The following is a 14,756-nucleotide window of genomic DNA, read 5'->3' as shown; positions in this document are numbered from 1 at the left end:
GGGGGATCAGAACGCCAGCGCACCCGGGTCGAGCGGGGGCACCAGCCCCTCCGCGGCGGCCCGGGTGAGCAGCGCGCGGACGGCCGCGTAGCCCTCCTCGCCGAGGTCCGCGGTGAACTCGTTCACGTACAGGGCGATGTGCTGGTCGGCGACGGCCGGGTCCATCTCCTGGGCGTGCGCCAGCACGTACTCCCGGCTGGCGCTCGGGTCCGCCCAGGCCTGCCGGACGGAGGCGCGGACGGCGTCGGTGAGCGCGCGCAGCCGTTCGGCGCCGAGCGAGCGCCGGGCGACGATCGCGCCGAGCGGGATCGGCAGGCCGGTCTCCTGCTCCCAGGCCTCGCCCATGTCGGCCAGGCTGTGCAGGCCGTACTGCCGGTACGTGAACCGGGCCTCGTGGATCACCAGGCCGGCGTCCACCCGGCCGTCCCGGACGGCGGGCATGATCTCGTGGAACGGCAGGACGACGATCTCGCCGAAGCCGCCCGGCACCGCCTTCGCGGCCCAGAGCCGGAACAGCAGGTAGGCGGTGGAGCGCTCGGACGGCACCGCCACCGTCTTCCCGGTGAGGTCCGCGGGGGCGTCCGTGCCCGGCCGGGTGAGCACCAGCGGGCCGCAGCCGCGCCCGAGCGCGCCGCCGCAGGGCAGCAGGGTGTACTCGTCCAGGACCCAGGGCAGCGCGCCGTAGCTGATCTTCAGGACGTCCAGTTCGCCGCGCTCGGCCAGGCCGTTGGTGACGTCGATGTCCGCGAAGGTCACCTCGGGGGCGTCCGCCCCGGGCACCAGGCCGTGCGCCCAGGCGTGGAAGACGAAGGTGTCGTTCGGGCAGGGCGAGTACGCGATGCTCAGCCGTTCAGCCACGGCCGGCCTCCTCGATCAGTTCGTGGACGGGCAGCGCGGCGAAGGCCCGCTCCAGGGCGGCCAGCGCCTCGCCGATCCGCCAGGCGGCCCGGTCGCGCGGGCCGACCGGGTTGGAGACGGTCCGCAGTTCGAGCACCGGCACGCCGTACCGGGCGGCGGCCTCGGCCACGCCGAAGCCCTCCATCGCCTCGGCCAGGGCGCCCGGGTGGCGGGCGGCCAGTGCGGCGGCCCGCTCGGCGCTGCCGGTGACGGTGGAGACGGTCAGCACCGGGCCGGTGGCGGCGCCCAGGGCCCGGGCGGCCAGCGCGACGGCGGCCGGGGGAGGGGTGTGCCGGACGGTGCCGAAGCCCAGTTCGGTGACGTCGGCGAAGCCCTCGGGGGTCTCGGCGCCGAGGTCGGCGGTGACGATCGCGTCGGCCAGCACGGTGGTGCCGACCGGGGCGTGCGGGGCGAACCCGCCGGCGATCCCGGCCGAGACGACCAGGCCGTAGCGGCCCCCCGAGGCCGTCTGCGCGCCCAGCGCGGCGGAGGCGGCGGCCGCGGCGGCGGCCGGGCCGACCCCGCCCGCCAGGACGTCCACCGGGGCGCCCGCGGCCCGGTGCAGCGCACCGCCGGGCAACGGCAGCACGGTGGCCGGGCCGGGCAGGCCGCGCAGGACGGCCTCGGCCTCGGCGGGCACCGCGACGACGACGAGCAGCCGGGCCCGGTCGGGGCCCGACTGGTCGCTGCGCTCGTCCGCGACGGCGTGTGCGGTCATCGCGGGAACGTCAGCTGTCCTGGGTGTTCAGCTGGAAGTACCAGACGGCGACCGGGTTGTCCGAGTTCTTGTCGCCCTCGACCACGGTGACCAGGGTCTTGCCGGAGGCGTTCAGCACCTGGCTCGCCGGCTGGGAGCCGGAGAAGGTCGGGCCCTTGGCGTAGGAGAACAGGCTGAAGCGCCCGCCCTGGCCCTGCGAGCCGCCGTTGGTGAAGGCCCACCAGCCCGTGTCGGCCACGTTCGGGGAGACACCGACGCCGACCCGGTCGCTCACCACGACGTCGGAGGTCGGGAGGGTGCCCTCCGCGAGGGCCTGGGTGGCCTTCTGCTGGCACTCCTGCTGCAGGTCCTCCGTGATCGGGCTGCCGCCGTTGAAGCACAGCGGGTCCGCGACGATCGAGGAGTTGCCGACCGTGAGGGTCGCGCGGTGGGAGCTGTGCTCGGTCTGGCCGCTCGCGATGGCGACGGACGTGCCGACCGTGGCAGCACCGACCACGACGACGGCGCCGAGGGCGGCGATGGCACGGGTATTGAGGCTCATGCGTCAGAATCTACCGGGCTTCGCCGATCACGCTACGCGGGGGTCGGCCACCGCGTGTTGCCCATGGCCGGTTCAGGCCACCCTGGGCGCCGCCGGGCGCCGCCGCAGGCCCACCCGGAACAGCGTGCGGACCGTCCACAGCAGCATCAGGCCCACCACTCCGGCGGCCACCGACAGACCCAGCACGCCGTTCAGCGGCAGCAGGATGCCGACCGCGCCGCCGGCCACCCAGGACAGCTGGAGCAGCGTCTCCGACCGCGCGAACGCCGAGGTCCGCACCGCCTCCGGGACGTCCCGCTGGATCAGCGCGTCCAGCGACAGCTTGCCCAGCGAGGCCGCCACCCCGGCCACGCCGGCGACCAGGACCACCGTCACCACGCCGTACCAGAGCGCGGCCGCCGCCGTCGCGCCGGTCGCCAGCAGCAGCATCGCGGTGACCGTCGCCTCCGGGCCCCGGGTGCGCAGCCAGGAGCCCAGCACCGAACCCAGCGCGTTGCCCGTCCCCGCCGCCAGCGCCACCAGGCCCAGTGCCAGCGTCGGCCGCAGGCCCCCGATCGGCTCTTCGCGCAGCAGGAACGCCAGGAACATCACCAGGAAGCCGACCAGCCAGCGCAGCGCCGACATCGCCCGCAGCGCCAGGATCACCGACGGGCCGACGGTGCGCAGCGAGGCCTTCGGGGCGCGGGCGTCCTCCGGCGCCCGCTCGCCGTGCGCCTCGCCGTGCATCTCGGCGTGCAGCAGTGCGCGCTGCTCGCCCTTGGCGGAGTCCACCGCGTGCGGCAGGTGGAAGGCCATCAGGGTGCCGATCACGAAGACCAGGAACGCGCCGCGCAGCGGCCAGCCCGGCCCGATCAGGTGCAGCAGACCGCCCACCCCGGCCGCCACCCCGGTGGCCAGCAGCCCGGCCAGGGTGACCCGGGAGTTCGCCTTCACCAGCGACAGCCGGCTCGGCAGCAGCCGCGGCACCACCACGCTGCGCACCACCCCGTACGCCTTGGACGCCACCAGCACGCCCAGCGCCTCCGGGTACAGCGCCAGACCGCCGCTGGTGATCACCCCGGCCATCGTCCAGGCCAGCACCGCCCGGGCCAGCATCGACATCGCCATCGCCGCCCGGCGGCCGTGCGGCAGCCGGTCCAGCAGCGGGCCGATCACCGGGGCCAGCAGGGCGAACGGGGCCATCGTGATCAGCAGGTACAGCGACACCCGGCCGCGGGCCTCGCCGGTGGGCACGGAGAAGAAGATGGTCGAGGCCAGCGCGACGGTGATCAGCATGTCGCCGAAGGAGTTCAGCGCGTGCAGTTCGATCAGCTTCGCCAGGCCGGATTCGCCCGCGCCCTCCGCGGAGGTGGCCTTGCGGATCCGGCGGCCGGTGCCGTGCACCACCCGGCCGGTGCGGGCGCCGGCGGCGGAGGCGGTCCGGACCAGGACGTTGCGGCTCGGCTCGGGTTCCTCTTCGCCGGGGTCCCCGTCCAGGGCGGCGAGCTGCCGGGCGTGGACGGCCGGGTCCGCGCCGGTGCCGGTCGCGGTGGCGATCGCGGCGCCGGTCTTGACGAGGCTCACGGGGGCGGTGGGCGACTCGAAATCGCCCCCCGGCTGCGGTTCGCCCGCAGCGGGGGCCGGAGACTGCTGTCGCGGCACGGCGTCCGCCTGGTCGGGGCTGCCGGCCTGCGAGGCGTGCAGTGCGTGCTGCGACGGGTCCTCGTCCGCCACATGCCCATCCTGCCCCAGAATCGCCGCAGTGACGCGGGAATCCACCCCCCTCGGCGCGGCCCCGGAACGGCCGCCACCGCCCCGGACTGTGCTGGGGCGCCGACCGGCGGGTAGCCTGCCCAGGGGCCGCGTGCCGAGCGCCGGGGCGCCGGCAGGCCCGGACGAGCGGCGCGGCCGGTATCCGCGGCGGCCTCTGGTCGCGCAGAATGGACAAGGGACTATCGAGCCGCGACGGAACAGGCAACACGCCGTGGGCGACAGAAGAACTGGGAGAGAATCGACGCCGTGAGTGCTGCGATGCGAAGCCGTACCCCCGATCGGCTCTGTGCCGAGGCCGTCGAACTCGCCCGGAAGGCGGCCGAGGAGGCCGTCGGCCCGGAGACCGTCGGACCACATCTCGGCGCCCAGGCGGACGCCGACCGCGTCGTCACCCACACCTTCGAGTGCCTGGACGCCGCCTACCGTGGCTGGCACTGGGCGGTCACCGTCGCCCGTGCCCCGCGCGCGAAGAACGTCACCCTCGACGAGGTCGTCCTGCTGCCCGGCGCCGACGCCGTCCTCGCCCCCCAGTGGGTGCCGTGGAGCGAGCGGCTGCGCCCCGGTGACATGGGCCCGGGCGACCTGCTGCCCACCGACGCCGACGACGCGCGCCTGGAACCCGGCTGGAGCGGCGAGGACGAGCCCGCCCCGAACTCCGCGGTCGCCCTCGCGGCCGAGGAGGACGTGGTCGTCACCGACCCGGGCATCCAGCCCGCCCCGGCCCGGGCCCGGATCAACGCCGTCGCCGAGGAGCTCGGCATGGGCCGCAGCCGGGTGCTCTCCCGGCTCGGCCTGCACCTGGCCGCCGACCGCTGGGAGAAGGCGCACGGCTCGCAGACGCCGATGGCGCAGGCCGCGCCCGCCGCGTGCGGCAGCTGCGGCTTCCTGATCCCGATCGGCGGCTCGCTCGGACAGGCCTTCGGCGTGTGCGGCAACGAGTTCGGGCCGGCGGACGGGCAGATCGTCTCCTTCGCGTACGGCTGCGGCGGGCACTCCGAGGCGGCCGTCATCCCGGCCCCGCCGGCGCCGTCCGAGCTGATCCTGGACGAGCTGGTGGTCGAGCCGATGCAGCTGCACCCGGACCGCACCTCCGGCTCGGTCGAGCCGGACGCCCCGGCGGAGGAGCTCGGGCACTCCTGACCGGACCTGTCGTCCGGGGCGGGGGGGCGGGGCCGGGCGCGCGCGCGGGGGGGGTTGGGCCCCCCCCCCCCCCCACCCCCGGGGGCGCGCGGCCCCCCCCCCCCCGGGGGGGGGGGCGGGGCCCGCGGCGTTCGTGCGGGTGGGGGCCCTGCGGGGGCTCGGCGGCGGGGGCGCGGTCCGGAGCAGCGGCCGGGGCGGGGGAGAATGCCCCCCGTACGAAGTACAGGGCGGCGGAAGGCGGCAGGTCCAGTGGAACCTCGGATCATCGGCAGCAGCACGGACGAGCACCTCGCGGACCCCTTCGGGAGCGCCGCGCTGCGCCGGCGGGTGCTGGACGCCTGGGCCGCCTCGCCGGCCCGGTTCCGGGAGGACGCCAACGCCGAGGAGGAACTCGCGCTCGGCGGCTACCGCGACCGCCTGGTCGTCGAGTTGGCGCAGAACGCGGCCGACGCCGCGGTCCGGGCCGGGCACGGTCCCGGCCGGCTGCGCCTCACCCTCGCCGACGGCGTGCTCGCCGCCGCCAACACCGGGGCCCCGCTGGACGCGGCCGCCGTCGAGTCGCTGTCCACCCTGCGCGCCTCCTCCAAGCGCGGTGAGACGCCCGCCGTCGGCCGGTTCGGCGTCGGCTTCGCCGCCGTGCTCGCCGTCACCGACGAGCCCGCCGTGCTCGGCGCCGCCGGCGGGGTGCGCTGGTCGCTCGGCGAGGCCCGCTCGCTGGCCCAGGCGCAGCCCGCGCTGGCCGAGGAACTGCGCCGCCGGGACGGCCACGTGCCGCTGCTGCGGCTGCCGTTCGCCGCGGAGGGCCCGGCCCCCGAGGGCTACGACACGGTGGTCGTGCTGCCGCTGCGGGACGCCGCCGCCGAGGACCTGACCCGCCGTCTGCTCGCCGGCATCGACGACGCGCTGCTGCTCACCCTGCCCGGCCTCGCCGAGGTCGTGGTGGAGACCCCGGAGGGCACCCGGACGCTCACCCGCGCCGCCGCCGAGCCCCGTCCGGACGGCGTCACCGAGGTCACCGTCACCGACGACGCGGACGGCCGGCCGCGGCGGACCCGCTGGCAGACCGCCGGCGCCACCGGCACCCTGGCCGCCGAACTGCTCGCCGACCGCCCCACCGAGGAGCGCGCCCGCCCGTACTGGACGGTCACCTGGGCCGTCCCGGTCGCCGCCGACGGCACCCCGCAGGCGCCCGGCATCGCGCCGGTGCTGCACGCGCCCACGCCCAGCGACGAGCCGATCGGCCTGCCCGCGCTGCTCATCGCCTCCTACCCGCTGGACTCCACCCGCCGGCACGTCGCCCCGGGCGCGCTCGCCGACTTCCTCACCGAGCGCGCCGCCGACAGCTACGCCGACCTGCTGCGCGCCCGCGGCGCCGACCTCGGCTCGCTCGGCCTCGTCCCCGGCCCGCTCGGCCAGGGCGCGCTCGACAACGCGCTCCGCGCGGCCGTCCTCTCCCGGCTGCCCGGCACGCCGTTCCTGCCGCACCCGGCGCCGGTCGAGGCGGGCACGCCCGCGCTGCGCCCCCGGGACGCCACCCTGCTGGAGGGGGCGGACGGCTCGGTGGTCGAGGCGCTGGCGCCGATCTTCCCCGGGCTGCTGCCGGCCGGGCTGGAGCGCCGTACCGAGCTGCGGGTGCTGAACGTGCGCCGGGTGCCGCTGGCCGACGTGGTCGACCAGCTCGGCGGCCTGGACCGCGAGCCCGCCTGGTGGCGCAACCTGTACGCGGCGCTCGGTGCCGCAGACCCGGAGGCGCTCGGCGCGCTGCCCGTCCCGCTCGCCGACGGCCGGACCATCACCGGGCCCCGGCGCGTCCTGCTGCCCTCCGAGGACGCCGACTGGGCGGCCTTCCCCGGCTACCCCGAGTCGCTGGCCGACGCGCTCGCCGCCCTCGACCTGCGGCTCGCCCACCCCGAGGCGGCCCACCCGCTGCTCGCCAAGCTCGGCGCCGGCACCGCCACCCCGGCCGGGGTGCTCGACACCCCCGAGGTGCGGGCCGCCGTCGCCCGCTCCTACCAGGTGGCCGAGGACGACGTCGAGGCCGCGCTCGAACTGGCGGACGCCGTCCTGGCGCTGGTCAAGGTCGCCGGCCCGGCCGCCGGCGAGCACCGCTGGCTGGCCCGGCTGGCTCTGCTCGACGACGAGGGCGAGCCCGCCCGCGCCGGTGAACTCGTCCTGCCCGGCAGCCCGTTCGCGGCTCTCGCCCGCGAGGAGGACGCCGGCTGGGTGGACGACGAGCTGTTGGAGCGCTGGGGCCCGGAGGTGCTCACCGCCGTCGGCGTGCTCGCCGACTTCGTCCTCGTCCGCGCCGAGGACGTGGTGCTCGACCCGGACGACCTGGAGCGGCTCGACCCCACCGCGCCCGCCGACCGCGCGGCCGGCGGCCACCCCACCGGGCTGCTCGACGAGGCGCCCGACGGCCTCGCCGACTGGGCCGAGGACGCCCTCGAAGCCCTGCAGGCCGACGACGTCGCGGGCGTCCCGCCGGTGGCCGCCGAACTGCTGGCCGTCCGCGACCTCGACCTGGTCGACGACGACGCCTGGCCCGAGGCGCTCGCCGCGCTCTCCCGCCCGCCGTACCGGGACGCCGTCGTCAACCCCGTCCGCACCCTGCTGCCGGACGGCTCCTACACCGACCTGCCGCCGTACACCGCCTGGTGGCTGCGCGACCACCCGGTGCTGGACGGCCGCGAGCCCGCCGGACTGCGCGCCGCCGGGGCCGACCCGCTGCTGCGCGGCCTCTACGACGAGGCCCGGACGACCCTGGACGAGCAGTTCCTGCACGCGCTCGGGGTGCGCACCACGCTGGCCGCGCTGCTCGCCGAACCGCACGGCCCGGACGAGGTGCTGGACCGGCTCACCGATCCGGCCTCCGACCTCGGCCACCGCCAACTGCACGGCCTGCACAGCGCGTTGGCCCGGGTCGAGATCGAGCGGATCGAACCGGTCGACGTAGTGCGGGCGCTGCCGCCGCTCGACCCGGACACCGGCCGCCGGCCGGCCCACACGGTGGTCGTCGACTCCTCCAGGGCGGTCGTCGCCGACGCGCCCGACCTCGTCCAGCTCCTGCACCCGTACCCGCTGGTGCCGGTCGCCCCGGCGCTCGCCGCCGACCTCGCCGAGCGGCTGCACGTCTCGCTCGCCAGCGAGGTGGCGGGCGGGCGGGTGCTCTCCGAGGGCGTGCTGCACCGGGTCCCCGCCGTGGTGCGGGAGCTGCTGCCCGGTTGCCCGGTCGCCTACGAGGAGCACGAGGAGCTGCTGGTGGTCGGCCCGGACGGCGACGACGCCGCCGTGGACTGGCGTTGGGACGTCGAGGCGGACGCCCCGGAGGCGCCCTACGACCCGGACGCGGCCGAGGCCGCCGACGAGGACGACGAGTTCGAGCTCCCGCCGGTGCCCGGGCTGCTGCACGCGGCCACCCCGGAGGGCCTGGCGGCCGGGCTCGCCTGGTCGGTCGGGCAGTGGCACCGGCGGTTCGAGGTGCTGGCCGTGCTCACCGATCCGGACCGGGCGTACGAGCTGTCCGCGGCGCGGGACTTCGAGGGCTGAGCGCTCAGCGGGCCCGCCCACGGCGCTTGAGCCGCAGGTAGACGACGGTGGTGGTGGCCAGCCAGACGGCCGCCACCAGGGCCTTCACGGCCGTCGGCACCCACGGCAGCGCCGGGGCGGTCACCTCGCCGGCGTTCGTCAGCCAGCGGCCGCCGACCAGGACCAGGACCGTCAGTCCGGCCGCCAGCAGGCCGGCCAGGAAGGCGGTGAACGCCTCCACCTGCCCGGTCTCGCGCTCGGTTTCCCCACCCGTGTGGGCCATGTCGGCACCCCCGTTCCTGCTGGCCATCATGCAGGCCGGGAGGGCGGACCGCCAGAGGTGTCTGTGGCCGGGGCGCCGCCCCCGGTCAGGAGTCGACGCGGCGCTTCATGAAGCGCCAGGCGATCTCCAGGGCCAGGCCGCAGACCACCGCGATGCCGACGCCGACCAGGGGGTCGCGGGTGCCCACCAGCGAGAGCTGGAAGAACTCCGCCAGCCAGGGCACCAGCAGGACCAGGGCGAAGGCGCCGCCCATGGTGCCGATCAGCAGCAGGCGCCACCAGTTGTAGGGGCGGGCGACGATGGCGAGCACCCAGATGGCGATCAGGAAGAGCGTCAGGGTGGCAACGCTGGTGTCGGCCTTGAGGTCGGTCGCGTGGTCGGAGCGGGCCAGCGCGTAGGCGACGAAGGTGCCGGTGCCGGCGATGACGCCGCCCGGCACGGCGAGCCGCAGGACGCGCTTCACGAAGCCGGTGCGGGCCCGCTCGTTGTTGGGGGCGAGGGCGAGGAAGAAGGCCGGGATGCCGATGGTGAGGGTGGAGAGCACGGTGGAGTGCCGGGGCAGGAACGGGTACGGCGAGTGGGTGAAGATCACCAGCAGGGCCAGCAGGACCGAGTAGACCGTCTTCACCAGGAACAGGCCCGCGACCCGCTCGATGTTGCCGATCACCCGGCGGCCCTCGGCGACCACCGAGGGCAGGGTGGCGAAGGAGTCGTTGAGCAGCACGATCTGGGCGACCGCCTTGGTGGCGTCGCTGCCGGTGCCCATCGCCACGCCGATGTCGGCGTCCTTGAGCGCGAGCACGTCGTTGACGCCGTCTCCGGTCATCGCCACGGTGTGTCCGCGGGACTGCAGGGCGGCGACCAGCTGGCGCTTCTGCTGCGGGGTGACCCGGCCGAAGACGGTGGTCCGTTCGGCCGTGTCGGCGAGGGCGTCCGGTTCGGCGGGCAGCGTCCGGGCGTCCAGCGGGTGGTCGGCGCCGGGCAGACCGAGATGGCTGGCGACCGCGCCGACCGAGACCGCGGCGTCGCCGGAGATGACCTTGGCCTGCACCTGCTGGCCCTCGAAGTAGCGCAGGGTGGCGGCGGCGTCGTGGCGCAGCCGCTGCTGGAGCACCACCAGGGCGAGCGGGGCGAGCCCGTCGGCCGGGTCGGGGGAGTCCAGCGGGGTGGGGGTGCGGCCGAGCAGCAGCACCCGCAGGCCCTTGGCGCCCAGCTCGTCGACCTCGGTGAGCGCCGGGTGCCCGGCGGGCAGCAGCACGTCGGGGGCGCCGAGCAGCCAGCTGGCCTCGCCGCCCTGCGGCTCCAGCAGCTGCACGCCGCTCCACTTGCGGGCGGAGGAGAACGGCATCGCCTCGATCACCCGCCAGCCGTCGGCGGCCGGGGAGCCGCCGGCCCCCGGGGCGCCGCCGTCGCCGCGCCCGTAGGCGTCGATGACCGCCTGCATGGAGGGGTTGGGGCGGGCATCGGCGCCGGCCATCACGCCGAGCGCGTGCTTGATGGTGTCCGGGTCGGGGGCGCCGGGCTCGCCGTCGGAGAGGACCCGCAGGTCGACGACGTCCATGCCGCCCTCGGTGAGGGTGCCGGTCTTGTCCAGGCAGACGGTGTCGACCCGGGCCAGGCCCTCGATCGCCGGGAGCTCCTGGACCAGGCACTGCTTGCGGCCCAGCCGGATCACGCCGATCGCGAAGGCGACCGAGGTCAGCAGGACCAGTCCCTCGGGGACCATCGGTACGATCCCGGCCACCATCCGGCGCACGGCCTCGCGCCAGTCGCGGCCCTCGACGGCCAGCTGGCTGATGATCAGGCCGATGGCGGTGGGGATCAGCAGGTAGGTGATGAAGCGCAGGATGCTGTTGATGCCGCTGCGCAGCTCCGACTTCACCAGGGTGAACCGGCTGGCCTCCTCGGCGAGCTGCGCCGCGTACGCCTCGCGGCCGACCCTGGTGGCGGTGAACGCGCCCGCGCCGGCCACCACGAAGCTGCCGGACATGACCTGGTCGCCGGGCTGTTTGAGGACGGGGTCGGGCTCGCCGGTGAGCAGCGACTCGTCGATCTCCAGGCCGTCCGCCTCGGTGACCTCGCCGTCGACGATCACCTTGTCGCCGATGCCGAGCAGCACCGTGTCGTCGAGCACGATCTCGGCGACGGAGATCTGTTCGACGGTGCCGTCCCGGCGGACCTCGGGGCGGGCCTCGCCGATCAGGGCCAGGCTGTCCAGGGTCTTCTTGGCGCGCAGCTCCTGGATGATGCCGATCGCCGTGTTGGCGACGATGACCAGGCCGAACAGGCCGTCCTGGAGCGGGCCGACGATCAGGATGATCCCGAACATCACGCCGATGATCGCGTTGAAGCGGGTGAAGACGTTGGCCCGGACGATCTCCTTGGCGGAGCGGCTGGACCGTACGGGGACGTCGTTGACCTGTCCGCGCGCGACGCGTTCGGCCACCTCGGCGGAGGTCAGCCCGCCGCGTCGGCCGGGCAGCAGCCCGAGGGGGTGCGCACCGTCGGGGCGGTCGGCGTCGCCGGGCTGCTCTTCCGCGGGGTGGGCAGGCTGCGTCATGGCACCGACTCTACGGGTGCCTTATGTCCGGTGCGTGCTACTAAAGGACTATTCAGTCCGACTGGGTGGCCGGGTCCTGGCCGTCGTCTCCGGCCGCCCGGTTCGCGGCCTCGGCGGCGCGGTCGCGGGCGATGGCGTCCCGTCGGGCGCGGCAGTACCAGAGGCCGATCAGGCCGAGCAGGCCGCCGGAGAGGCAGATCCACGGCCAGGTGCCGTGGCCGTGGTCGGAGAGGGTGCCCTGGAAGGGGAGCAGGGCCAGGAAGGCGACGAACCACAGCACCGTGCCGCCGCCGACGATGGCGACGTCGTTGGCCTCCAGCGGAGGGGGCGAGGGGTGCAGCGGCGTCTTGGGCATGGGGCCTAGCGTACGGTGCGGCGGCAGGCCCGCAGGGGCCCTCTGGTTTCTACGCGCGAAGATAGCGCGTGTGCGATCGGGAAACCATACTGAAAGTTCCCCGCCCGGCCACCGTCGCCCCGGGCGTCCCCCCTCCTCAGCTCCCCCACAGAGGACGCACGCATGCCTGTGGTCCAGCCGACCACCGAGTCGCCCGAACCCGCCTCCAGCGCCCCCAAGCCCCCCGCCGGCGCCCTGGACCGCTACTTCCGGATCAGCGAGCGCGGCTCCACCCTGCCGCGCGAGATCCGCGGCGGCGTCGCCACCTTCTTCACCATGGCGTACATCCTGGTGCTCAACCCGATCATCCTGGGCAGCGCCACGGACATGACCGGGGCCCACCTGGACAGCGCCCAGCTGGTCACCGCCACCGCCCTCACCGCAGGTCTCACCACCCTGCTGATGGGCGTGATCGGCAACGTCCCGATCGGCCTGGCCGCCGGCCTCGGCGTCAACACCATCGTGGCGCTCCAGCTCGCCCCCAAGATGACCTGGCCGGACGCCATGGGCATGGTCGTGCTGGCCGGCTTCGCGATCATGCTGCTGGTCGCCACCGGCCTGCGCGAGCGGGTCATGAACGCCGTGCCGCTCGGGCTGCGCAAGGCCATCGCGATCGGTATCGGCCTGTTCATCGCCCTCGTCGGCCTGGTCGACTCCGGCTTCGTCAGCCGCATGCCGGACGCCGCGCACACCACCGTCCCGCTGCAGCTCGGCGGCAGCGGGCACCTGCTCGGCTGGCCGGTGCTGATCTTCGTGTTCGGCCTGCTGCTCACCCTCGTCCTGCTGATCCGCAAGGTGCCCGGCGCCATCCTGATCAGCATCGTGGTCAGCACCGCGCTCGCCGTGGTGATCGACAAGCTCGTCGACGTCCCGGCGCTCAAGTGGGGCCTGACCGTCCCGGCCTGGCCGGGCAACCCGGTCGCCGCCCCGGACTTCGGCCTGGTCGGCAAGGTCAGCCTGTTCGGCGGCTTCGAGAAGGTCGGCGTGCTGACCGGCGTGCTGTTCGTCTTCACCGTGCTGATGTCCTGCTTCTTCGACGCGATGGGCACCATCCTCGGCGTCGCCGACGAGGCCCACCTGCTCGACGAGAACGGCGACCTGCCCGGCATCAACAAGATCCTGATGGTCGACGGCATCGCCACCGCGGCCGGCGGCGCCACCTCCGCCTCCGCGAACACCTGCTTCGTGGAGTCCACCGCCGGTGTCGGCGAGGGCGCCCGGACCGGCTTCGCCTCGATCGTCACCGGCCTGCTCTTCGTGGTCGCGCTCTTCCTCACGCCGCTCGCCACCATGGTCCCGGCCCAGGCCGCGACCCCGGCCCTGGTCACCGTCGGCTTCCTGATCCTGGCGGGCTCGATCAAGGAGATCGACTGGTCGGACCACACCATCGCGATCCCGGCCTTCCTGACGATCGTGATGATGCCGTTCACCTATAGCATCACCAACGGCATCGGCTTCGGCTTCATCGCCTTCTGCGTCCTGCGCCTGGCCGCCGGGCGCGGGCGCAGCGTGCCCGTCCCGCTGTACGCGGTGGCGTCGGTGTTCGCCTTCTACTACCTGATGCCGGCCCTCGGCCTGCTCTGACGCCGTACCGCTCCACCGGCGGCCCCGTCCTCTCCCTTTCGGGGAAAGGGCGGGGCCGCCGTCGTTGCCCGGTGCCCGCGGAGCCCGTTGCCTGCGGGGCCGGTCGAACGCCGCCCGGGAAAATGTCAAAAAGGGGCCTGTGTAGCGAAGTTGACGGAGGGAATACTGCCTGGACGGACACGGGGAGGGGGCTCGACCGATGGTGCAACAGGATCCGCCCGGGGGAGACGAGGCGAAGCTGCTGCCGGAGCTGTTCTGGACGGCGGACAAGGCCTCGCTGGACGGCCAGCGCGAGACGCTGCGCTGGTACCGCGGACTGATCGCCATGCTGGTGATCGCCGCCGTGATCGGCTCGTTCCCCGGGCCGAAGGACCGCGGCTCCTTCGACAGCGTGCCGCTGTACTCGGTGGGCGCCTTCCTGATCGCCGGCTACTTCTGGTCCCGGCTGCGCCGCAGCAACCCGCAGGGGCGCTGGTACGAGGCCCGGGCGGCGGCCGAGTCGGTCAAGACGCTGGCCTGGAAGTACACCGTCCGGGCCCGGCCGTTCGACGGCGAGGCGGAGTCCGCGGACGTGGACCGCGGCTACCTGCTCCAGGTCGAGGACGTGCTGCGGGCCTTCGAGGACCCGGAGATCGTGCCGCCCGGCACCGTCCCCGAGATCACCCCGGAGATGCGGCGGATGCGGGCCGGCAGCCTGACCACCCGCCGCATGCTCTACCTGCGCACCCGGGTCGAGGGCCAGCGCACCTGGTACCGCGCCCGGGCCGAGGCGTGCGAGACGCAGGCGGTGTCCTGGGGGCTCGGCATCGCGGCGCTGATCATCATCGGCGCGGCGGCGGCCGTCGCCCAGGCCACCGGCGCCCTCCAGGTGCACGTCTTCGGCGCCAGCTCGGCCGCGGCCGCCGCCGTCATCGCCTGGACCCAGCTCAAGCAGTTGCGCCCGCTGGCCGCCGCCTACCAGCTGGCCGCGCGCGAACTGGAGAACGTCGGCAACCAGCTCTCCGACCTCGACCTCAAGACGCCGGACGCCGAGGCACGCTGGGCCCGGATGGCCGCCGAGGCGGAGGACGCGGTGTCCCGCGAGCACACCACCTGGCGGGCCCGCCGGGCGTTTCCGCGGTAGCGGCCGGGGCCGTCGACGCCCGGTAGCGGCCGGGGCCGTCAATGCCGGGGAGCGGCCGGGCCTGTCGATGCCGGCGGGCGGCCGCGGCCGTCAACTCCGGGGAGGGGCTGGGGAGATCCGGCGAAGCGGACGCCACGCCGGGCGCACAGGTGTGCGGAGTGCGTGAGGGTCGGGCGGGAAGGCGTAGAACGTAATCATTACGTGTCCATGCCCTGGTTTCATCGCCTGCGCGCGACCCC

Annotated in this window: 11 protein-coding genes; 4 read left to right on the top strand and 7 right to left on the bottom strand. The window is 75.1% G+C overall.

Going from position 1 to position 14,756, the window contains the following annotated elements; genetic code table 11:
• Nucleotides 1–6: 6 nt before the first annotated feature.
• The 4 genes from ACFV6D_RS25800 to ACFV6D_RS25785 form a co-directional block, all read right to left on the bottom strand.
• Nucleotides 7–858: a 1,4-dihydroxy-6-naphthoate synthase gene (locus tag ACFV6D_RS25800; RefSeq protein ID WP_208869081.1), complete on the bottom strand. Its 852-nt coding sequence runs from the start codon at nt 856–858 to the stop codon at nt 7–9.
• The gene (locus ACFV6D_RS25795) at nt 851–1,615 is read right to left on the bottom strand and encodes a futalosine hydrolase (RefSeq protein ID WP_380561246.1); all 765 of its coding nucleotides are present in this window, start codon (nt 1,613–1,615) and stop codon (nt 851–853) included. The genes ACFV6D_RS25800 and ACFV6D_RS25795 overlap by 8 nt, the downstream gene beginning before the upstream one ends.
• Nucleotides 1,616–1,625: 10 nt before the next feature.
• The gene (locus tag ACFV6D_RS25790; RefSeq protein ID WP_350877487.1) at nt 1,626–2,156 is read right to left on the bottom strand and encodes a hypothetical protein; all 531 of its coding nucleotides are present in this window, start codon (nt 2,154–2,156) and stop codon (nt 1,626–1,628) included.
• Nucleotides 2,157–2,228: 72 nt separating this feature from the next.
• Complete coding sequence (locus tag ACFV6D_RS25785; RefSeq protein WP_380561258.1) at nt 2,229–3,584, bottom strand: MFS transporter; 1,356 nt, start codon at nt 3,582–3,584, stop codon at nt 2,229–2,231.
• A 582-nt stretch (nt 3,585–4,166) separates the two neighbouring features.
• Here ACFV6D_RS25785 and ACFV6D_RS25780 point away from each other — a divergent pair.
• Both ACFV6D_RS25780 and ACFV6D_RS25775 read left to right on the top strand, forming a co-directional pair.
• Nucleotides 4,167–5,048, top strand: coding sequence for a DUF3027 domain-containing protein (locus tag ACFV6D_RS25780; RefSeq protein ID WP_063348204.1), 882 nt, complete (start codon nt 4,167–4,169; stop codon nt 5,046–5,048).
• 249 nt (nt 5,049–5,297) lie between these two features.
• Complete coding sequence (locus ACFV6D_RS25775; protein WP_079135690.1) at nt 5,298–8,594, top strand: sacsin N-terminal ATP-binding-like domain-containing protein; 3,297 nt, start codon at nt 5,298–5,300, stop codon at nt 8,592–8,594.
• 4 nt (nt 8,595–8,598) lie between these two features.
• Here ACFV6D_RS25775 and ACFV6D_RS25770 read toward each other — a convergent pair whose 3' ends face one another.
• The 3 genes from ACFV6D_RS25770 to ACFV6D_RS25760 all read right to left on the bottom strand — a co-directional run bounded on the left by ACFV6D_RS25770 (nt 8,599) and on the right by ACFV6D_RS25760 (nt 11,771).
• Nucleotides 8,599–8,856, bottom strand: coding sequence for a hypothetical protein (locus ACFV6D_RS25770; RefSeq protein ID WP_063348203.1), 258 nt, complete (start codon nt 8,854–8,856; stop codon nt 8,599–8,601).
• An 85-nt stretch (nt 8,857–8,941) separates the two neighbouring features.
• Nucleotides 8,942–11,416, bottom strand: coding sequence for an HAD-IC family P-type ATPase (locus ACFV6D_RS25765; protein ID WP_380341688.1), 2,475 nt, complete (start codon nt 11,414–11,416; stop codon nt 8,942–8,944).
• Between the two features lie 52 nt (nt 11,417–11,468).
• Nucleotides 11,469–11,771 carry a DUF2530 domain-containing protein gene (locus ACFV6D_RS25760; protein WP_063348201.1) on the bottom strand — a complete coding sequence of 101 codons (303 nt, stop codon included), beginning with the start codon at nt 11,769–11,771 and terminating at the stop codon, nt 11,469–11,471.
• Nucleotides 11,772–11,933: 162 nt separating this feature from the next.
• Here ACFV6D_RS25760 and ACFV6D_RS25755 point away from each other — a divergent pair, with 162 nt between their 5' ends.
• Both ACFV6D_RS25755 and ACFV6D_RS25750 read left to right on the top strand, forming a co-directional pair.
• A complete protein-coding gene (locus ACFV6D_RS25755; RefSeq protein ID WP_063348200.1) occupies nt 11,934–13,394 on the top strand; it encodes an NCS2 family permease in 1,461 nt (486 codons plus the stop codon).
• Nucleotides 13,395–13,593: 199 nt separating this feature from the next.
• Nucleotides 13,594–14,517, top strand: coding sequence for a DUF4231 domain-containing protein (locus ACFV6D_RS25750; protein WP_063348198.1), 924 nt, complete (start codon nt 13,594–13,596; stop codon nt 14,515–14,517).
• Nucleotides 14,518–14,756: the final 239 nt, after the last annotated feature.

This window comes from Kitasatospora sp. NPDC059812 (assembly GCF_042732075.1).
GTDB lineage: Bacteria > Actinomycetota > Actinomycetes > Streptomycetales > Streptomycetaceae > Kitasatospora.
Note: the sequence above shows the minus strand (reverse complement) of the source record. Positions and strands in the feature narration are given on the sequence as shown.